Annotated in this window: 22 protein-coding genes and 1 pseudogene; 3 read left to right on the plus strand and 20 right to left on the minus strand. The window is 62.1% G+C overall.

Features of this window, described 5'->3' with window-relative positions; all coding sequences use genetic code 11:
* Positions 1-14: 14 nt before the first annotated feature.
* The 14 genes and pseudogenes from ACP7AD_RS03465 to ylqF all read right to left on the minus strand — a co-directional run bounded on the left by ACP7AD_RS03465 (position 15) and on the right by ylqF (position 8,674).
* Positions 15-431, minus strand: a complete 417-nt coding sequence (locus ACP7AD_RS03465; RefSeq protein WP_426165985.1) for a hypothetical protein — start codon at positions 429-431, stop codon at positions 15-17.
* Positions 432-499: 68 nt separating this feature from the next.
* Positions 500-1,057, minus strand: a complete 558-nt coding sequence (locus ACP7AD_RS03470) for an Hsp20/alpha crystallin family protein (RefSeq protein ID WP_426144503.1) — start codon at positions 1,055-1,057, stop codon at positions 500-502.
* A gap of 38 nt (positions 1,058-1,095) precedes the next feature.
* The gene (locus tag ACP7AD_RS03475; RefSeq protein WP_426144502.1) at positions 1,096-1,542 is read right to left on the minus strand and encodes an Hsp20/alpha crystallin family protein; all 447 of its coding nucleotides are present in this window, start codon (positions 1,540-1,542) and stop codon (positions 1,096-1,098) included.
* Positions 1,539-1,781 (minus strand): hypothetical protein, encoded by a 243-nt coding sequence (locus tag ACP7AD_RS03480; protein ID WP_426144501.1) that lies wholly within the window; start codon positions 1,779-1,781, stop codon positions 1,539-1,541. The genes ACP7AD_RS03475 and ACP7AD_RS03480 overlap by 4 nt, the downstream gene beginning before the upstream one ends.
* A 41-nt stretch (positions 1,782-1,822) precedes the next feature.
* Positions 1,823-2,203, minus strand: coding sequence for a hypothetical protein (locus tag ACP7AD_RS03485; RefSeq protein ID WP_426144500.1), 381 nt, complete (start codon positions 2,201-2,203; stop codon positions 1,823-1,825).
* 707 nt (positions 2,204-2,910) lie between these two features.
* A complete protein-coding gene (locus ACP7AD_RS03490; protein ID WP_426144499.1) occupies positions 2,911-3,276 on the minus strand; it encodes an OmpA family protein in 366 nt (121 codons plus the stop codon).
* Positions 3,277-3,410: 134 nt separating this feature from the next.
* A pseudogene (locus ACP7AD_RS03495) lies at positions 3,411-3,608 on the minus strand (ice-binding family protein); the annotation flags it as partial.
* 223 nt (positions 3,609-3,831) lie between these two features.
* Positions 3,832-4,116, minus strand: coding sequence for a hypothetical protein (locus tag ACP7AD_RS03500; RefSeq protein ID WP_426144498.1), 285 nt, complete (start codon positions 4,114-4,116; stop codon positions 3,832-3,834).
* A gap of 121 nt (positions 4,117-4,237) precedes the next feature.
* Positions 4,238-4,978: a Crp/Fnr family transcriptional regulator gene (locus ACP7AD_RS03505; RefSeq protein ID WP_426144497.1), complete on the minus strand. Its 741-nt coding sequence runs from the start codon at positions 4,976-4,978 to the stop codon at positions 4,238-4,240.
* A gap of 196 nt (positions 4,979-5,174) precedes the next feature.
* The gene (locus tag ACP7AD_RS03510) at positions 5,175-5,891 is read right to left on the minus strand and encodes a Crp/Fnr family transcriptional regulator (RefSeq protein WP_426144874.1); all 717 of its coding nucleotides are present in this window, start codon (positions 5,889-5,891) and stop codon (positions 5,175-5,177) included.
* 195 nt (positions 5,892-6,086) lie between these two features.
* Positions 6,087-6,659 carry a hemerythrin domain-containing protein gene (locus ACP7AD_RS03515; protein ID WP_426144496.1) on the minus strand — a complete coding sequence of 191 codons (573 nt, stop codon included), beginning with the start codon at positions 6,657-6,659 and terminating at the stop codon, positions 6,087-6,089.
* Between the two features lie 67 nt (positions 6,660-6,726).
* Positions 6,727-7,083 (minus strand): hypothetical protein, encoded by a 357-nt coding sequence (locus ACP7AD_RS03520; RefSeq protein WP_426144495.1) that lies wholly within the window; start codon positions 7,081-7,083, stop codon positions 6,727-6,729.
* A 239-nt stretch (positions 7,084-7,322) separates the two neighbouring features.
* Positions 7,323-7,541, minus strand: a complete 219-nt coding sequence (locus ACP7AD_RS03525; protein WP_426144494.1) for a dodecin family protein — start codon at positions 7,539-7,541, stop codon at positions 7,323-7,325.
* Positions 7,542-7,714: 173 nt separating this feature from the next.
* Positions 7,715-8,674, minus strand: coding sequence for a ribosome biogenesis GTPase YlqF (ylqF, locus tag ACP7AD_RS03530; RefSeq protein ID WP_426144493.1), 960 nt, complete (start codon positions 8,672-8,674; stop codon positions 7,715-7,717).
* Positions 8,675-8,849: 175 nt separating this feature from the next.
* On the opposite strand from ylqF, the gene ACP7AD_RS03535 reads away from it, so the two are divergent.
* The gene (locus ACP7AD_RS03535; RefSeq protein WP_426144492.1) at positions 8,850-9,119 is read left to right on the plus strand and encodes a hypothetical protein; all 270 of its coding nucleotides are present in this window, start codon (positions 8,850-8,852) and stop codon (positions 9,117-9,119) included.
* 17 nt (positions 9,120-9,136) lie between these two features.
* A complete protein-coding gene (locus ACP7AD_RS03540; protein ID WP_426144491.1) occupies positions 9,137-9,367 on the plus strand; it encodes an oxidoreductase-like domain-containing protein in 231 nt (76 codons plus the stop codon).
* 9 nt (positions 9,368-9,376) lie between these two features.
* Here ACP7AD_RS03540 and gshA read toward each other — a convergent pair whose 3' ends face one another.
* From gshA to ACP7AD_RS03560, 4 genes are all read right to left on the minus strand, one after another.
* Positions 9,377-10,951: a glutamate--cysteine ligase gene (gshA, locus tag ACP7AD_RS03545; protein WP_426144490.1), complete on the minus strand. Its 1,575-nt coding sequence runs from the start codon at positions 10,949-10,951 to the stop codon at positions 9,377-9,379.
* Positions 10,952-11,185: 234 nt separating this feature from the next.
* Positions 11,186-11,848 carry an alpha/beta hydrolase gene (locus ACP7AD_RS03550; protein ID WP_426144489.1) on the minus strand — a complete coding sequence of 221 codons (663 nt, stop codon included), beginning with the start codon at positions 11,846-11,848 and terminating at the stop codon, positions 11,186-11,188.
* Between the two features lie 89 nt (positions 11,849-11,937).
* Positions 11,938-12,708, minus strand: a complete 771-nt coding sequence (locus tag ACP7AD_RS03555) for an SGNH/GDSL hydrolase family protein (protein ID WP_426144488.1) — start codon at positions 12,706-12,708, stop codon at positions 11,938-11,940.
* A 31-nt stretch (positions 12,709-12,739) separates the two neighbouring features.
* Positions 12,740-13,144 (minus strand): TspO/MBR family protein, encoded by a 405-nt coding sequence (locus tag ACP7AD_RS03560; RefSeq protein ID WP_426144487.1) that lies wholly within the window; start codon positions 13,142-13,144, stop codon positions 12,740-12,742.
* A 204-nt stretch (positions 13,145-13,348) separates the two neighbouring features.
* Between ACP7AD_RS03560 and ACP7AD_RS03565 the strand changes: the two genes are divergently transcribed.
* Entirely contained in the window at positions 13,349-13,804 is a 456-nt protein-coding gene (locus tag ACP7AD_RS03565) for a DUF4864 domain-containing protein (RefSeq protein WP_426144486.1), read from the plus strand.
* A gap of 398 nt (positions 13,805-14,202) precedes the next feature.
* Here ACP7AD_RS03565 and ACP7AD_RS03570 read toward each other — a convergent pair whose 3' ends face one another.
* Both ACP7AD_RS03570 and ACP7AD_RS03575 read right to left on the minus strand, forming a co-directional pair.
* Positions 14,203-16,470: a glycoside hydrolase family 5 protein gene (locus ACP7AD_RS03570; RefSeq protein WP_426144485.1), complete on the minus strand. Its 2,268-nt coding sequence runs from the start codon at positions 16,468-16,470 to the stop codon at positions 14,203-14,205.
* A 200-nt stretch (positions 16,471-16,670) separates the two neighbouring features.
* Positions 16,671-17,054 (minus strand): hypothetical protein, encoded by a 384-nt coding sequence (locus tag ACP7AD_RS03575; protein ID WP_426144484.1) that lies wholly within the window; start codon positions 17,052-17,054, stop codon positions 16,671-16,673.
* Positions 17,055-17,194: the final 140 nt, after the last annotated feature.

Consider the following 17,194-nt stretch of genomic DNA (forward strand, 5'->3'; position numbering starts at 1 on the left):
AACAACCAAGCCTGTCATCCCGGGCTTGACCCGGGATCCATCGGCGCATGGTTAAACCGACCATGAACGCCAGCCGTTTTCAATTCTTGCGTTGATGGCGGCGCTATGGATTGCGGGTCAAGCCCGCAATGACAAACGGCAGGCATCAACGCCGCGCAGGCTTGTCCGCCTTTTCTGTGGGCGAAGCTGTGGATAACAATGTTCACAAGCCCCGAAAGCCGCGCCGCCATTGGCCTGCCGGGCAGTGCCTGAAAATTGACCAGCCGGGCGGCTGACGCTGCAGCGCATTCATCCGGCGCAAATACGCCAACGGCGCATGTCACGCGGACGATTGGCCTGGATTTTATGTAAAAACTGCTGTTCGCGCTTACTGGCAGGTCATGAGCAGCTATCAGTTTTGATAAACTTCCTGCCGTTTCCACCAGACGCATCGCAGCCGGCCAGCCAGGCCCGGCTAACGCAGCGCAGGCGCAGCCGGGCCTGGCGAGATGGACAGGCGTCAGCCGACGCTGACGTCGATGCGGCGCGGCCGGGCGTCCTCGGCCTTGGGGATGCGCAGGTTGAGCACGCCGTTGGCGAGCTTGGCCTCGATCTTGCCGGGATCCAGCTCGCGGCTCAGCGTGAAGCTGCGCCGGTACTGCGGCGACTGGATTTCGCCGTACACCAGTTCCATGTTGCCGGTCGCCGGAACGGTCGCGGCGCCTTCGATCAACAGGTTGTCGCCGGTTACCCGGACCACCAGCTGCTCCTTGGCGACGCCGGGCATGTCGGCGATCAGGGTAAAGCCGCTCTCATCTTCAAAAATATCGACAGGCGGGAGCAAAACGCTGCCGCCCTGCGACGGCTTTGCCTGCCGGCTTGAAGGGTCGGCGGACGAAACCTCGCGGCTTCCCTTGCCCGGGCCCTGGTCCTGCGCATTCACGGCGTTTTGCTGGCCAGCGCCCAAGCGGCTGTCCTGGCTCGACTGGATACCTTGCGTTTGCGTCTGTCCAGGCTGCTGGGAAGCCTGGCTGGCGGGCTGGCCTGTCTGCTGGTTTTGCTGGTTGCTATTGCTCATGGGATTCCTCCTTGATCAAACAAATGGGTTGCAGGCGCTCAGTTGACGCTGATCTGGCGGGGCTTGGATGCTTCGCGGCGCGGCACGGTCACGCGCAGCATGCCGTCCCGGCAGGTAGCGCTGATGCGGCTCGGGTCGGCATCGTCGGGCAGCGAAATCACGCGGCGAAAACTTCCCTTGAAGCGCTCTTGCGCATAGACGGTGGTGCGCTCGTTCTGGGCCGGGCCGTCACTCTTGCGTTCGCCGGCAATCACCAGCAGCCCTTTGTCCACCGTGATCTGCAGCTCGGCCGGGTCCACGCCAGGCGCCAGCGCCAGCACTTCAATAGCATCGGCCGTGCTGCCGACATTGATGACCGGGAAGGTGTGGCGCGGCAGTGCACGGATGCTGCCAGCGCCTTCGGGCCTGAAAGCCTGCTCGAAGCTTTCCTGCAGGCGGTTGAGTTCGGCAAACAGGTCGCCGTAAAGGTTCAGTGTTCCATTCATGAGGTGTCTCTCCTTGCTTTGCGTTGGTGAAAAACATCTTGGGTCAACAGCGCAGGTCCTGTTGCCCGCTGGCGCATCGGGCGATGCGCCAGACATGCTTTCTGGCCAGCACGGGTGCCAGCCAGCCCTGACAACATCACGATATTGGCGGCCTGAAAAAATTCAAGGGGTTTTGCAAGCCGGTGAGGCAAATCCATGCAGTCAATGCGCTTGGATTGAGGCTTGTCAAGTGGCGCCATGCTCCGGCGCAGACCAGCGCGACCGGTCCGGGACGCCGGCCTCAGGCTTCGGGCAGGCGGTAGGTCAATGCCTCTTCGGCGGTTTCGTGCGCGGCGCGCGGCTGGTCGCTGTGCGACACCCGGTAGCCGTCTGCCACATAGCCGGGGCCCTTCATCACCATCACGATGAAGCAGCCAATGCCGATGGTCAGGACCATGGACCAATGAAAGATGATCACGCCGCCGACCACATAGTCCATCATCTGGATCCAGCGCGCCTCGGTGGCGTCAGGCGCCGGATCGCCCAGCAGGTGCACCAGCGCAAGGCACAGCAGGGGCAGCACCGTGCCGGCCAAGGCAATCAGCGGCAGCTTGCGCCACAGCCGCCATTCCAGGCCGCTGGCGGCGCGGTACTGATGCGGAATTTTTTTAAACCAGTTCATGAAGTGCCCCTTTGAAATGTTGCCTGTGGCCTAAGGGTAAGCCTTTATCCCTTTGTGGCCTTTGCGGCCAAAAATACCCGGGATGCCGGCCAGTCCAGGCAGCCCAGGCGCAATGCAGATTCCAGCCACGCATTGAGGACACCGAAAACGGCGTTTTTTCAACCCATCGCATTGCCCCCAATTACTGTGGGCCACCCTGTGCATAACATTGTTTAAAAGCCCTGGAAGCCGCGCCACCACTGGCTTGCCGGGCGGTGCCTTTTAAATCACCAGTTCATCGGCCACCAGGGTGCAAAAACAGATCTTTGCCTCTGAAAACCTGTATTTCAGACCCTCGCAATCAGTTCCCCTGTTTTGGCCTGCGCAGCGCCATCGCCTGAAAATTACCCACGAATTCTGTGCGCTACCCTGTGGATAACAATGTTTACAACTCGCAAAACCCGCACCGGCGCTGGCTTTGCGGACGCTGCCCGGCGATTGACCAGCGTGCGGCCAGTTCTGGCGGACATTGCCTTGAACTGCTTGCGCCATGGCCTTATTTTTTACAAATGGCCTGGCGCGGCTGTAGGGCTATGCCCTCAAGCCTTGTCGGAAGGCAGGCCGGTTTTTGCCGCACTGGTTTCATGACAGCCATGAAGAAAGGCGCGGACAGCGCCTTTATGTTTTCCCTGCCGGCCCTGTCCGGCCTTGCTTTGTTCTGGTCGGTCTTATTGCGCGCGGCGTTCGATGGTGATGCTCTCGACCTCTGCCCGCCGGTGGGGCTCCAGGCACCTGATCAGCGCGGGGTGTTGTCTGTCGGTGCAGCTTACGACCGGATCGGCTTCGCCCTTGCCCTGCGCCTTCAAACGCGCGGCATCAACGCCCTTGCTGGCCAAATAGGTCTTGACGGCGACAGCGCGGCGCTCGGACAGTTTCTGGTTGTAGGTGCCAGAGCCGATGCGGTCGGTGTAGCCGGTGATGACCATGTCGTTGACCTCGGCATGGCGGCCCACGGCGCTGGCGATTTCATCAAGCCTGGCCTGCGGCATGCGCAGCTCGGCGCTGTCGAAGGCAAACAGCTCGGTGGCCGACAAGGTGTACTTTTCAAACTGGGGCGGTCGTCATCGACGATGGTGCTGGAACTAAAGCCGCTGCCCAGCAGGCCCCGGTTGATGCGCGTATTCACCATGGTCACGCTAGCGATCTGGCTCAGTGCGCGGCCATCAAGCACCGTGAGCTTGGCGTTGTCGGCGGTCGAAAAGGTCACGCCCTGCCGGGCAATGATGGTGCCCTTCATGAAGCCGCCGGCCGCATTGATGGTGGCCGCGGAGCCGACCTGCCAGAACACATTTTCGTAGGACGTGGCCGAGGCATAGGTGCCGGGGGCCAGCGTCAGCAGACCCAGTTCGCCAGCGCCGGCAGCCACGGACGGTGGCTGGAATGGCTTGTGGGTTGTTTCATTTGATGTTCCTGTCGGCGTGGGACGCGAAGGAAAATTACGAAAATTCGCTACTTTTACGCGTTCAGGGCGCGATTATGAAATTGATCAGGACGCGAAAGTACATGTTGGGAAATGTCAGCGCCACGTCCTGCAAAGGGTCAAAAATTCAAAATGTATAAAAAATACGATTCGATCAATTATTTTTTGATCATTCATTCAGGCGTGAGCGTTGCAGTCTGAGGTCCACATGGAGTTGGTCCAAGGCATCGACGCACTCCAGCATTTCGCTGGAAAATAAAATGATGGAGGGTGTTTGCTGCGGCAGGCTGCCTGCGGCGAGCAGATCGTTTGCGCATTGCCTGAGCCGGTCTGTCACGGCGCAAAACAGAAGGTTCCAGTCTTCAGCTGCAATGCCGGTCTGGCTGACGCCGTGCTTGGTGCCGTCGATCAGGAGACGTCCGGCTTCAGCGGGGTGGCCAATCGAATGGTTCATGGTGCTTCGCTTGAAAGTTGTTGCGGCGGCGCCCTTCGCCGTACCTGCTCGCAAAGGAAGCGGCTATCGAATCGATCGCCTGAAAGTACTTGTAACTTTTTAACGCGAATTCGTCTGTTAGCTAGCGCACATAGACTGGCGGTTTTTGGCTGGCGCAGGCTTTGACAGCTGACCCCAGCAAGTCGTTGTAGGTCTGCTCGCTCGAGGCGTAGCAGCTGCAGGCGGCGGCTTCCAGTCCGCTGCGGTCCAGCACGGTGATTTTGCCCCGGTGGTACTCGATCAATCCGTCGCGCTGCAGCGCACTGGCCGCTGCCGTGATGCCGACGCGGCGCATGCCGAGCATGTAGGCCAGAAACTCGTGCGTCAGGTAAAAACTGTCCGAATGGGCACGGTCTTGGCTAATCAGCAGCCAGCGCGCCAGGCGCTGGCTAATCAGGTGAAAACGCAGGCAGGCCGCAGAATTTGCCTGCTGGGCCATGAGCACATACAGGTAGCGGTTCAGGCCACGCCGCAAGGCCGCGCTGCGCGTCAGTTCGCGCTTGAAGGGCGCGGTGGCGATGCGCAAGGCCATGCCCGGTCCCTGCACCAGCGCATGCAGGGGCACGGTTGACACGCCCAGCACCAGTTGCGCACCCAGCATGCCTTCACGGCCCACCATGCCCACTTCCACGCCTGAGCTGCCGTCCGTCAGCGCCACCAGCGAAATGTAGCCCTGCGTCGGAAAATAAACATGGCGGGTAGGTTCCCCGGGCTCGCACAGCACCTCGGACAGCGCCAGCTCGACCGGCTCGCAAAGCGCCAAGAGGCGGCTGCGGTCAGCAACTGGAAGCAGTTCAATCAGGTGATTTTGGGCAGCGCTCATGCGGGCTTTCGGTGTGTTGCAGACCCTTCCAGGGAAGGGGCAAATTCAAAGCCGCGCAGCTGACAAATACAGTTCGATTCGGAGTGGCTGAGTATGCCCTACGCTTGCAAATCTTCACATTGAGCAGGCTTCAAGCTTGTTTGATGCCCAGTATTCGAGTGGCGCATGGTGAAACCCAGAGCTGGCGGATTCCTGTTCAGGCTGCCAGCTTTTCCGGCAGCAGCCGGTCGTATTCCCTCTTCACCACCGAATAACATTCGCAGGTGCGTTTTTCGAGTCCGGGCCGGTCGAGCACGCGGATGCGGCCGCGCGAATAGCTGATCAGCCCGGCTTTTTGCAAGCTGAGCGCGCCTTCGGTCACGCCTTCGCGGCGCACGCCGAGCATGTTGGCAATCAGTTCCTGCGTCATCACCAGTTCATTGCCCTGCAGGCGGTCCAGGCTGAGCAGCAGCCAGCGGCACAGCTGCTGGTCCAGCGAATGGTGGCGGTTGCACACAGCCGTCTGGGCCATTTGCGTGATCAGGGCTTGGGTGTAGCGCAGCAGCAGGTGCAGCACCGGGGCGCGCTTGAACTCCTCCTTGATCGCCTGCGCCTTCAGCCTGAAACCCTGGCCGGCGCTTTGCACCACCGCCCGGCTGGGCGTTGACTCGCCGCCCATGAACAGCGAAATGCCGACGATGCCTTCATGGCCCACCACGGCAATTTCAGCCGACGCGCCGTTTTCCATGACGTAGAGCAGCGACACGATGGACGTGGTGGGGAAATACACATGGCTAAGCGTGCTGCCCGACTCATACACCACCTGGCCCAGCGGCATCTCGACCAACTCAAGCTGCGGCAGCCAGCGCTGCCATTCGGCATCCGGCAAGGCAGCCAGCAGATGGTTTTTCTTGGGGTCGGGAGAAACAGGCATCATGACTTCCAGGGTAGATGTGGCTCGGTTTACTACCGCGTAGCGATGTCGCTTGAAGCCGGAGTATAGGCATTTCATGCCAATTCATATGTGCGCTAGCGTACACAACTTTCCGTCTTTGCGACCTATTCATCCGTCAGGTTGCCGGCCCGCGCTTGCCGCGCCCGAAAGCGCTGCCTGCAATGCGCTCGCGCGTCAGTGGCGCATCAGGCGCCTGCCCAGCAGCACACCGGCAAAGGTGGCGCCCGCGAGCATGGCAATCGACGGCGCGGGCATGGCGCGCGCCATGTTTACCGCGATGTCCGCCGTGCGCGGCGCCACCAGTTCGAGCCGACGCTTCATCATCCTGGCGCCCAGCTCGCCGAGCTGGTCCTGCAGCAACCGCTCGGCTTCGGGAAGAATCAGGGTTTCTTCGTCGGCCACATGGTGAATCACGTCGCGCATCAATTCCATGAACGTGTCGTCATAGCGCACGTCCTCAGGCTCCATGTCGCGCAGCAAGGCGATCAGGCGCTTCATCTCGGCATGCTCGGGAAGCGCTTTTTTGATCGCCTCGCTGTTGCTGACTTCGCGAACGGCGGGATAGAAAATTTCTTCTTCCAGCTGCGCATGCACCTCCAGCGCCAGGCAGACGGTGTTGACCAGTCCGCGCTTGACCTGCGGCTTGGTGCCGGCCTTGTACTGGTGAAAAGTGGCCATCGTATGGGTATGGTCCAGCCGGATCATGTTGGTGGCATTGGGCATGAAGGCACTGGTGATCGAGTTCATGGGACGTCCTTTGTTAACAAGGTTAAAGAGTGAATTGACAAGCGGCAAAGCCGGGCGCCAAAGGCCGTCACGCCCCGCCGATTCCGACAATGACCATGCCGCTGCCCCTGCAGGATGGACAAGCCGCATCACCCACTCGGCCGGAACCACCGCAATCGCGGCAAAGTCCTTCGCCGGTCCCGGGCGTTCCTTCAGGCGCTTCGTCGCCCGGGTTCACGCTGCCCGTTGGCATGGGAACCGTGACGACGAACGGCTTGGGCGGCAAAGCGCCGGACATGTCCAGCGCGGCGCCCGGGTCTTCCTCGCCCGCGACCGACTGGCTGTCGGCGTTGACCTCAGGGGCCGATCCGGATGCGGTTTTTGAAGCCGGTCCCGTGGATTGATTCATGCGGCCGGCGGGCGATGGAGCTGGTTGCTGAGTCATGCGCTTTCCCCTGTTGCTGCTGCGGATTTCATGGACGCCTGCATAAGGACAAGTTAGACAAGTTGGCGGGGCGATGCAGCCAACCAGTGTCGCGCCTTCGCGTCAGACAGTTCGTGCCACTGTCTTGGGCCAAGGTGCCAGACGCGCCATGCCAAATATATCAACCAAAACAGCCTTTTGCGCAGGCAGCAACTACCAAGTCAGCTATGCTTTTTATAGTAACTCCAGCAAGCGGCGCGTTATCCTTCGCTGTCCTGCATGAAAGTGACCTGCAGGCTTACCCGGTAGCTGGCGGGATGGCCTTTTTCAACACAAATCTGCTGGTCATTGACACAGGTGCTGTGCAGCTTGCGCAGGTCGCGCAGCCCCGGGCAGGCCTGGTGAATGCCACGGTTGATCGCGTCGTCAAAACCAGTGGTACTGCTGGCGCTGATTTCGACCGCTGTCACTTTGCTCATCAAGGCTACCTCAAGTTAATGCATGCGATATTCATCGTAGAGAAGTTGCAGGGCTTGCGCTGTCGGATTGCATCGCGTCCTTCTGTAGCCGCCAACAGCATGGCGGTTGCGGCTTTCTCCGGCGGGCAAAGGCGACTTTCGGTGGTGGACCGGACCTGCTGCCCGCAGGCTGCTTACCGCGAACCGAACTTGACCGGCCGGGGGAGTTTCTTTTGCCTGATCAGGCGGTCGGTCTCGATCTTGTCTTTTTTCACCTGCCGCTCGGCATCGAGCAATTGCCCGGCGACCAGCGCCATGTCGAACTCCTCGGGCGTTTCCAGCGTGATGCGGCCCAGTGTGGCCGCGCGAAATTCATAGATCACGATTTCGGCGGCCTTTTGCAGGTTGATGCGGCCCTTGGACAAGACCGCGCCGCGCTTGCGGCCAATTTCCTCCAGCAGCAGCTCGTCGGTGGTTTGCGGCGTGATCTCGACCTTGTAGCGCGCCTCCAGCATGGCCGGGTAGTGGTGCATCAGGTAGTCAAGCAGTTCCAGCGCGACCTCTTCCTCTTCAAACGCATTGCGGCCGATCGCGCCGCTGGCGGCCAGGTTGTAGCCGCTCTTGGCGACGATGATGCGCGGCCACAGCATGCCGGGCGTGTCCCACAGGTAAAAGCCGTCGGCCAGCACCAGCCGCTGCTCGACCTTGGTGATGCCGGCCTCGTCGCCGGTCTTGGTCGCGCGCTTGCCGGTCAGCGTGTTGATCAGCGTCGATTTGCCGACATTGGGAATGCCGCAGATCAGCACGCGCATCGGCTTGACCATGCTGCCGCGCGTCGGCGCCAAGGCATGGCAGGCCTCGATCAATGCCTTGGCCGGCGTGCTCATGCTCGCGTCCAGGCCGATGGCGCGCGTGCCGGGCTGGGCGTTGTAGTGCGCCAGCCAGAGCGCGGTGCGCGCCGGGTCGGCCAGGTCCTGCTTGTTCAGCACCTTGAGCGTGGGCTTGGCGCCGGTCAGCCCGGCCAGCATCGGGTTGGCACTGGAGCCGGGCAGCCGGGCGTCGAGCAGTTCGATCACCACATCAATTTCCTTGATGCGCTCTGCAATAGCTTTTTTGGTCAGGTGCATGTGACCGGGAAACCACTGGATGGCCATCGGGATGTTTCTTTCTTGGGTTGCGGGTGCATGCAAGGCTGCGTGATTGCAGCCGAGGCGGCGGTTGGCTTTTTATTGCCAGCCGCCCGGCACCGAATGGCGAATTGTCACCTTTTCAGAAGCGGGTCCGTGCGGCGGCCTGGGGAGGCCATGCGAATAGGGGAAAATCCGGCGCATGCCTTTACCCAATGCCCCCACCCGCCGACCCAACAATCCCAACACCCGCCTGGCTGACAAAAAGGCCAACAGCGACCTGCTGCTCAAAGGCGTGCTGTGCGTCCTGATCGGGCTGGGCGTGCTGGTGTCGCCCTACTTCATCACTTCGCCCGGCATGCAGGGCATCGTCGCCCAGGCGTCGCTGGTCGGCTGGTTCGCGCTGGTGCTGGGCTGCGCCTTCTTGGGGCTGTACGTCAAGCGGCGCATGTCGGCGCAGCGCAAGCACTGAACGCTCCCCACCAAGCCATGCTTGAGTTTGAGAGTCTGCGCCTGCCTGCCAGCCGCGAGGACTGGCACAGGCAGTTCAGCCTATTGCAGCAGCGCGCCCTGGATGCCGACATCGCACTGCGCAGTCCGCCGCCGGAACCCACAAGCTGCTGCGGGCGCGGCTGCAATGGCTGCGTGTGGGAGGGTTTTTACAGCGCGGCGGCTTATTGGCGCGAAGAGGCTTTGCTTCAATTCCAAGGCCCGCTGTAACCCTCCGGCTCAGCCGTGCACCGCTTCGCGCACCCGCACCTGCAGACATTCAGGCGACACATACTGCTTGCGGTAGTCCTCGAACAGCATGCTGTCGGCTGCTTCAATGTCCTTTTGCGCCTGGACGGAGCGCTGGCTCATGTCGGTGAAAAGCGCGAGTTGTTCGTCGGTTAGGGGCAGGCTTTGCAAGGCAGCCTGGGTTTTCAGCGACTGGGCCTTGACGAACTGCACGAAGGAATTGTCGAAGTCCTGCGCCATGGCCTTGAGCACTCGGGCCGAGGGCAGCGTGTCGGCATCCGCCAGCCCCATGCCGGCTGCGGCCAGCGCGTCCTGGTACTGGGTGCCGCCGAATTCGGCATCGAGCGCGGCGGCAATTGGCGCGCATTCGGCCAGCAGTTCCCCACCCCACTCGGCCAACAGCACCTCGGCGCCCTGGCGCTTGAGCATCACACCGGGTTCGCGGCCACGCGCCGCCGTCTGATGCTGGTTGTGCTTGAGTTCGTTGATTTCGGCCGGCGTGTCGGGCGGGCTGCTGGAAAGCAGGCAGTGCAGCAGGAACACGTCGATGAAACGCATGGTCTGCGCGTTGATGCCCACCGTCTCGAACGGATCGAGGTCCATCAGGCGCACCTCGATGTATTCCACCCCGCGCTCGCGCAGCGCATGCAGCGGACGCTCGCCCTGGCGAATCACGCGCTTGGGGCGAATCGTGCCGTAGAACTCGTTTTCGATCTGCAGCAGCGTGGTCGCCAGCTGGTTGTAGTCGCCACCCGGATTGCGGATGCCGACCTTTTCATAGGCCGGATAAGGCCGGCTCAAGGCGTCTTGCAGCGACGCGGCATAGCCCTCCAAACTGTTGTAGCTGACGGCCAGCGACGCCTGCGCATCGCTTTGATAGCCCAGGCGCCCCATGCGCAGCGAGGTTCCGTGCGGCATGTACATGGTGGTGTCGGTCAGCGCCTGCAGTTCATGCTGGCGGCCGGCGACAAAGGTCGAGCACACCGCCGGCGAGGCGCCGAACAGGTAGAGCAGCAGGAAGGCATGGCGGCGGAAATTGCGGATCAGCGCGAAATACTGCTCGCTGCTCACGCCGGGCAGCGACCAGTTGTAGTGAATGCCCGAGATGGTCTGCATGCGCCGGCCGTAGCGGTGCGACAGGCCCATACGGTACACGCTCTTGGCGCGGCCGACGTTGGACGAGCCAAAGCGGGCAATCGGAATGGTTTCGTCGGTCGGCAGGCCGCAGGGCATGCTCGACACCCAGAGCATTTCGTCGCCGTTTTCCTTTAACGCGTGGTAGGTGAACTGGTGCAGCTGCGTAAGTTCTTCCAGCGCGACTTCTGGGCTGGCATGGGCGCTGGTGACCAACTCGACCTGCGACTCGCTGAAGTCGGTGGTGATGCTCGGATGCGTCAGGGCCGAACCGAGCGCGGCGGGGTGCGGCGTCAGCGCTAGAGCGCCATTGGGCTGGGCGCGCAGGCTTTCCTTTTCAATGCCCCGGCGCATGCCCTTGAGCTGCTGGGGAGTCAATGCCTTCAGGCGTTGTTGCAAAATTGCGTCGGCGTTGGCCTGCAATGGGGTCATACAGTGTTCTCTCGGATTCTTGGGAATGGCGTGGAAGTTATCACAGGCGGGTGCTTTGCGTTGTCGCGGGTTGTTTGCCTGCGGCCAACAGGCTTCGCCAGCCCATGCCAAAAAGCCGGCTGAGCGCCGGGCAGAATGGTTTGGGCAACTTGCGGTGGCTTTACTTGCTATATTTTCAGGAGCTGCCGACGCACACCCATCATGCGCAAACGGCCTATTTCATTAAAAACCGGCTCAGGCGAGCACGCGCAGCAGCCATTTCTGCAGGTCGGCCACTTCCTGCGGGCAGACCGAATGCTCCATCGGGTATTCATGCCATTCGACCGGGTAGCCCAGCGCGGTCAGCGCATCGCGCGTGGCCACGGCGCGCTCAAGCGCGACCACGCCGTCGCGCGAGCCGTGGGCCAGGAAGATCGGCACGTCCCGGTTGGCAGCGCTGCCTTCGGCGGCGGTTTTTTCAGCCAGCGGCAAATAGCCCGACAGGCCTGCAATGCCGGCCAGCCGCTCGGTGTGGCGCAGGCCGGCCATCAGCGCCATGGCGCAGCCTTGCGAGAAACCGGCGACGACGATGCGCTTGGCCGCAATGCCGCGCGCTTTTTCGTTGGCGATGATGGCTTCCATCGACGCCTGCGTCTGGCGCATGCCGGCTTCGTCCTGGCGGCTGACCAGGTCGGCGCCCAAAATGTCGTACCAGGCCGGCATGGTGTAGCCGCCGTTGATCGTCACCGGCATGTGCGGCGCGCTGGGAAACAAGAAGCGCACTGGCCCGATGCTGGACAGGTCAAGCTGCTCGGCAATCGGCACGAAGTCGCGCCCGTCGGCGCCCAGGCCGTGCAGGATGAGAATGGTGGCGACGGGGTCTTCGCCGGTCTGCGCTTCAATGATCTGGAGGGACATGCGTTTGCCAATAAAAAGTAAAAATAAAGTTCGGGACAGTGCCGCTGTCCGGGCCGCCAAGGTCATCATGGCCGCCACAAGGATGGATTTTAGTTCCCGCCTGTGACACCTGCCAGCGCCGCCAGCCGGCTGTCCAGCCCCGCCTGTGCATTGAGCGCGTCATGCCACAGCCGGTAGCCGGCGTCGCTGGGGTGCAGGCCATCGCGGGCGTTGAGTTCATCGGGCCGCTGCGCGAACGGGTCGTCGGCCTTTTCCTTGTACAGGCTGACATAGAGGGCGCCGTGGTCTGCGGCGGCCTGGCGCACCAGACGGTGCATCGCGCGGGAGCGCCGCGCCATCAGCCATGACAGCGGCGCCATGAAAAACGGCGCATTTCCGACATTGCCGGGCGGCATGATGACAACCAGCGGCGCGCGGGCAGCGGCCATTCGGGCGACCCTGGCAATGTCCTGCTCCAGCGCGTCTTGAGCGGTCAGGCGAATCACGTCGTTGCCGCCGCCCAGCACCAGCACCGCGTCGAAGCGCTCGCCGCCTTCCAGCTGGCGGGCAATGTCGGCAAACCGCGCGCCGTCCGTGGCGCGGTTGACGATGCGCAAGCGGGGATGGTTGCTGGCGATCAGGCCGGCCACGCTGTGAGCGGCTGAAGTCGCGCCGGTACCGACCGCCGTGCTGTCGCCGGCAATCAGCACACTGGCCGTGGCGCCGGCTGGCGACACCTGGAGCGGCTCGCTCTGACGCGCCAGCTCGGCGGCTTGCTTGATGCGCCATGCCGCCTGGCCGGCGGTGGCCGCGATGGCCAGCGTGGCCACCGCCCACAGCGCACGGGGCAGACGGCGGGCGCTGAAAAAACTCGATGTCATGGCCGGCGACGCTGGCGGGTTCGGCGGATTTTCAGCGGTTCAGCCAGGTGATGCTCAGTTGCAGCACCGTGGCAAACGCCACCCACAGCAGGTAGGGAATGTTCACCAGCGCCACCCAGCGCACCCGCCGCCAGATAACTGCCATAGCCCAGACCAGCGTGCCCAACACTAGCAGGATATCAACGCTTGCCAGCGAGTTGTTACGCAGGCCGAACTGGATCGGCGTGTAGGCGGCGTTAAACAGCAGGTTCAGAATGAAGGGCAGCAAAACCGCGAAGGGCAGCCGCCGCCTGAGCGTCTGCACCAGCACAAAGCCAAAGCTGATGGCAATGACGATGTACAGCACGGTCCAGGCCGGGCCAAAAATCCAGGCGGGCGGCGCAAAAAAGGGTTTGGCGAGTTGCGCATACCATGCGGCGCTGCTGATGCTGTCCATGTCGAGTCATCTGTGAAGTAGGAATGCTGCTTTTTAACACCAGCGCCTGGCCCGGTCATGCCCTGGCAGCCCTTTGACCGGGTAGGACGCAGGCGCGAGTTGCACGGTCTTGAATCTGTTTGCGAAGCCGCTGCGTACTTTTCAGCAAGGCTTGCGGCATGATGCAATGACTGCATCTGCGGGGCCTTAATGAAAAGCGTCACCATGAAAAACAGCCTGCTTTCCTCACGTCTTTTTCTTGCCCATTTGGCAGGCTGGCTGGCGGCGGCCTTCATGCTTCTGGCGCCAATGCCCTCATGGGCCATGACAGAGGCCGATGAAAAAGGCGTGCGCGCCGTGGTCGAGGCGCAACTGGCAGCGCTGGCCCGGGACGATGCCGCCGCCGCGTTTTCGTTCGCTGCCCCCAATGTGCGCGCATCGGTCGGCACGGCCAGCCGTTTCATGGAGATGGTGCGCAAAAGCTACCCGGCCATCTACCGCCCCGCTTCCACCGCTTTCCTCAAGCCCGAGGACCATCATGGCCAGGTGATCCAGCGGGTGCAATTGACCGATGAAAGCGGCAGCGCCTGGCTGGCGCTCTACAGCGTGCAGCGGCAAAAAGACAAGTCATGGCGCATCACCGGCTGCCAGGTCGTGCCGAACAAGGGGCGCATGGCGTGACGCGCTGCCGCTATATATTCAATAGCTGCTCGCGCCCGCCAGTATTGCGCGAAAGCCACTTTTTATCAAAAATTCGTAACTGCTAACGCTTCCGATTTAATTACTACGTCGTTTGTTGATTGCCTTTGGCTTGGTGGGTTCTTCTGTGGTTTTAGGGGTGAGCGCCTGCCCGGCGGAGGGTGACTTTCTTTTCTGGCAAAAAAGAAAGTCACCAAAGAAAGTTGCCCTGGGGGCGGGAGCGGGTTAGATCTGAACGCTCTGACGGGCCATCGCTGCGCTGGGCCCTTGGGTACTTGATCGATGGCTGGCGACGATGCCGAAGGCTTGCTGGTTCTACCGCTCGTTCGCCAACAGCTTCACGCTCTGTTTGATCTGGTTTGCTTGCGCTGCGCGCGACGCTAGCCGCGCAGATACCGCTCCAAAACGGCCAACTCGCTCATCGACGGAACGCCCTTGCCGGTGATGACTGCATAAATGTTGCCGCTGAAACCCTCTTGCGGGTAATAGCTGCGAAAACCCCAGCCAATCAGCATCTGGTTGAAATAGCCCGGTGCAAACGTGGCGCTGGCGCTGTCCACCAGCGCCGAATTGATGCGCAGCGCCTGTTCCTCGGGCGCGCAGGTGAAGGACAGCACCGACAACCGGTTCGGCGCCAGCTTGTCGGGGCCGGTCAGTTCCACCTTGCGGCCCTTGGCATCCTCCCACCTGACGACAGGGTGGCCCTTTGAAAACGCCAGTTCGCAGGCGTGACTGGCCTCTGTCTCGGACGCCTGAAAGACCAGGCCGCTGCTGTCTTGCGCAGCAATGCCGACGGCGGCAATGGCAAAGTAGCTGTCCTCGATGTTGTAGGGAACGCGGTTGACGGGATTGGGCCGCACGCCGGCTTGCGGCACCGACTTCTTGCACCAGAAGCCAAAGGTGTCCGTTTGGTGCACCGAACTTTTCCGGCCATTGGCCACGCGCAGCACCGGCAGCGTCATTTTCCCCATGGCCGGGGTTTCCGTGTTGATCCAGTTGATCATTTCCATCGCATTGCCCGGGTTTGAGCCGTAGCCCGAGTCGGACACGGCGCGCACCACCTGGCCGCTGGCTGCCGGTGCGCCGAGCATGAAGTCGGTGTGGCCGTCGGCCATGTCCCATTTGCAGGCGCCATAGCGGGCGATGATCGCCATGGCCGCGTCGCCCAGGCTGGTGGCCGCGTGGGCCACCGGGTCGGTCAGCGAGAACACCTTGCGCGACGGCGGCACCGGCACGGAAGGCTGGCCCAGGCTGGCATAGCTCAGCACGGCCACCTGGTTTTCAGCCGGCGTGTAGCTGAAGGAATCCTGTCCGTTCGGACCGGCCGGAATCGTCAGCTCCTCCTTGCTGAGCTTGCCCCGTCCCTTGACCGTCACCGCAAGGCGCAGGGGCCAGGCCAGGTTGCCCCGGGCATACACCGTGATGGTGACAGGCGTGCCCGCGCGTGCATGGCCCGGGCCGTCGTCGAACAGCATGGCCTGCGCAATGCCGGCCGACGCTTTCATGACGCTTGAAACCAGCGGCTCAAGCGTTTTGTTCTGGTGCCAGCCGGCCACATGGTTCAAGGCATTGCTGCGTATCGGCCAGTGGTTGCCGGCCATCCAGCTGTACACCTCGACACCGTTTTGCAGCGCCAGGTCGATCGTGTTCCTGAAGCTGTCGGCCCAGCGCGGGTCATCGACCGGCATGCCGATTTCACCCAGCGCGAGCTTCACCCCTTTCTCCCTGGCCCAGTCCACCGCCGAGCTGATCCGCTCGCGTCCGGTGTTGCGGGTGATCGGCGCGCCCTGCACACCGCCGATTGTCCGGGGAGACGATTCGGTGTCCCAGTCAAAGGCATGTCCGGTGCTGCGCCGGTCCAGGTAGGCATGCACTTCATAAATCAGCCCGCTTCCCGACAGCGGATAACCCGGGTTTTTCGTCGCCAGGCTGGCTGCGCTGCTCCATTCGTTGCCACCGACGTAAATCGGCGTTTCCTTGTCAATGGCGCGGATGGCGTCAATGGCCGCCTGCATGAACACCGGCAGGATCATCAGGTCGTCGCGGCCTCTTGTGCTTTCAACGATGCTGCCCCGCTCTGGCATTTCGCGGGGCTCGTTCATCAGCCCGTAGCCGCCCAGGCCGGGATGGTCTTTCCACATCGTCGCGGCGCGGCGCCACACATCGGCAAACAGGGCCGGCGTGAGGGTGGCGCCCTTTGCCAGCGCAAAAATCCGCCGCTGTATCTGCGACCTGTCGGTCGTGTAGGGCCGAAGCAAGGAATCACGCGCCGCCTTCAGGCCGATGACCGAGCCGTCAAGCTGATAGACGAAGTCCTGATAGCGCGCGTAGTTATGCAGGTCGATGATGCAGCGCGTGCCTGAAGCGGCATGCGCGTCAAGCAATCCGGTGATGTAGGACGCATAGCCCGCATGAAAGGCGCCAGGTTCGCCAATCAGCGACCGGGCAGCGGCATTCGCCACGGTGCCCGGCAGCATGGGCTGGAGCAGTTCCCACTGGATGGGCAGCCGGTTCTTGGTGAAACCGCACGACGCCAGATAGGCCACATCGGCTTTTCGCGGCACCGTGAAATGAATATTGGGCGCGGAACTGAGGCCATGGCGCAGGCCAGGCTTGGCCCATTCAAGGCCGGAAAGATTGCTCCCCATGACAACCGGAGGCCTTTTTGCATCAAGCTGTCCGGCCGCCTGCGCATGCTGCCGGCCCCAGAGGCCAAGGGCAGCCATGGCAGCGGCAGCCTGTGAAAATTCTCGCCTGTGCATTGATGTTTTCCCCGTGAAAACCCTGTTTTTTAAGGGAACGTCGGCCCCTCGTCAACCAGCGACCGGCCTATTGACATCCGCCGTCGTCAAGGGCGTGGCGGGATGCTGCGATCGGTGCCTTCGGCATCCTTTGGCGCCTCATCAGCGCTGGTCGTACTTTCCGGACTTGCCAACCCACCGGCAGCGCTGCCGCCGAGCGCGCCGGCAACAGCGCCAATCGTGCTTCCCACCATGACACCGACCGGACCGGCAACCACAGCACCAATGGCTGCACCTGTAGCCACACCGGCCACGATCCCGCCCCCCATCAGGGCGGACTTTGATTCCCGCTCGGCTTCCTCAGGATCGAGAGCAACCTGTGCTGCAGAGTTCGGGTCCTGGGATGGAACACCATGGCCGGGAACTGCCTGCTCTGCAAGGTCTGGATCAGCAGGTTGTACGCCTGTAGATTGGGTGGTCGATGAGTTCATGGGCGCTCCTGTAGAAAATTAACGCGAAAAAACAAGCGGTACGCTGGTTAAAACACCAATTTAATTCTTACGCCACGCCGTTCACGTGGTCCAAGCGACTGCGACGCCGTCAGACAACCTCCAGTTGTACTGCCACCCTT

Source organism: Polaromonas sp. DSP2-3-2b2 (assembly GCF_049895905.1).
Classification (GTDB): Bacteria; Pseudomonadota; Gammaproteobacteria; order Burkholderiales; family Burkholderiaceae_C; genus Polaromonas.

Bases quoted from the DNA above. Each gene is read 5' to 3' on its own strand.
- ACP7AD_RS03465 (WP_426165985.1), bottom strand. From the start codon at position 431: ATGCGTCTGGTGGAAACGGCAGGAAGTTTATCAAAACTGATAGCTGCT.
- ACP7AD_RS03470 (WP_426144503.1), bottom strand. From the start codon at position 1,057: ATGAGCAATAGCAACCAGCAAAACCAGCAGACAGGCCAGCCCGCCAGC.
- ACP7AD_RS03475 (WP_426144502.1), bottom strand. From the start codon at position 1,542: ATGAATGGAACACTGAACCTTTACGGCGACCTGTTTGCCGAACTCAAC.
- ACP7AD_RS03480 (WP_426144501.1), bottom strand. From the start codon at position 1,781: ATGGCGCCACTTGACAAGCCTCAATCCAAGCGCATTGACTGCATGGAT.
- ACP7AD_RS03485 (WP_426144500.1), bottom strand. From the start codon at position 2,203: ATGAACTGGTTTAAAAAAATTCCGCATCAGTACCGCGCCGCCAGCGGC.
- ACP7AD_RS03500 (WP_426144498.1), bottom strand. From the start codon at position 4,116: ATGAACCATTCGATTGGCCACCCCGCTGAAGCCGGACGTCTCCTGATC.
- ACP7AD_RS03505 (WP_426144497.1), bottom strand. From the start codon at position 4,978: ATGAGCGCTGCCCAAAATCACCTGATTGAACTGCTTCCAGTTGCTGAC.
- ACP7AD_RS03510 (WP_426144874.1), bottom strand. From the start codon at position 5,891: ATGCCTGTTTCTCCCGACCCCAAGAAAAACCATCTGCTGGCTGCCTTG.
- ACP7AD_RS03515 (WP_426144496.1), bottom strand. From the start codon at position 6,659: ATGAACTCGATCACCAGTGCCTTCATGCCCAATGCCACCAACATGATC.
- ACP7AD_RS03520 (WP_426144495.1), bottom strand. From the start codon at position 7,083: ATGACTCAGCAACCAGCTCCATCGCCCGCCGGCCGCATGAATCAATCC.
- ACP7AD_RS03525 (WP_426144494.1), bottom strand. From the start codon at position 7,541: ATGAGCAAAGTGACAGCGGTCGAAATCAGCGCCAGCAGTACCACTGGT.
- ylqF (WP_426144493.1), bottom strand. From the start codon at position 8,674: ATGGCCATCCAGTGGTTTCCCGGTCACATGCACCTGACCAAAAAAGCT.
- ACP7AD_RS03535 (WP_426144492.1), top strand. From the start codon at position 8,850: ATGCCTTTACCCAATGCCCCCACCCGCCGACCCAACAATCCCAACACC.
- ACP7AD_RS03540 (WP_426144491.1), top strand. From the start codon at position 9,137: ATGCTTGAGTTTGAGAGTCTGCGCCTGCCTGCCAGCCGCGAGGACTGG.
- gshA (WP_426144490.1), bottom strand. From the start codon at position 10,951: ATGACCCCATTGCAGGCCAACGCCGACGCAATTTTGCAACAACGCCTG.
- ACP7AD_RS03550 (WP_426144489.1), bottom strand. From the start codon at position 11,848: ATGTCCCTCCAGATCATTGAAGCGCAGACCGGCGAAGACCCCGTCGCC.
- ACP7AD_RS03555 (WP_426144488.1), bottom strand. From the start codon at position 12,708: ATGACATCGAGTTTTTTCAGCGCCCGCCGTCTGCCCCGTGCGCTGTGG.
- ACP7AD_RS03560 (WP_426144487.1), bottom strand. From the start codon at position 13,144: ATGGACAGCATCAGCAGCGCCGCATGGTATGCGCAACTCGCCAAACCC.
- ACP7AD_RS03565 (WP_426144486.1), top strand. From the start codon at position 13,349: ATGAAAAACAGCCTGCTTTCCTCACGTCTTTTTCTTGCCCATTTGGCA.
- ACP7AD_RS03570 (WP_426144485.1), bottom strand. From the start codon at position 16,470: ATGGGGAGCAATCTTTCCGGCCTTGAATGGGCCAAGCCTGGCCTGCGC.
- ACP7AD_RS03575 (WP_426144484.1), bottom strand. From the start codon at position 17,054: ATGAACTCATCGACCACCCAATCTACAGGCGTACAACCTGCTGATCCA.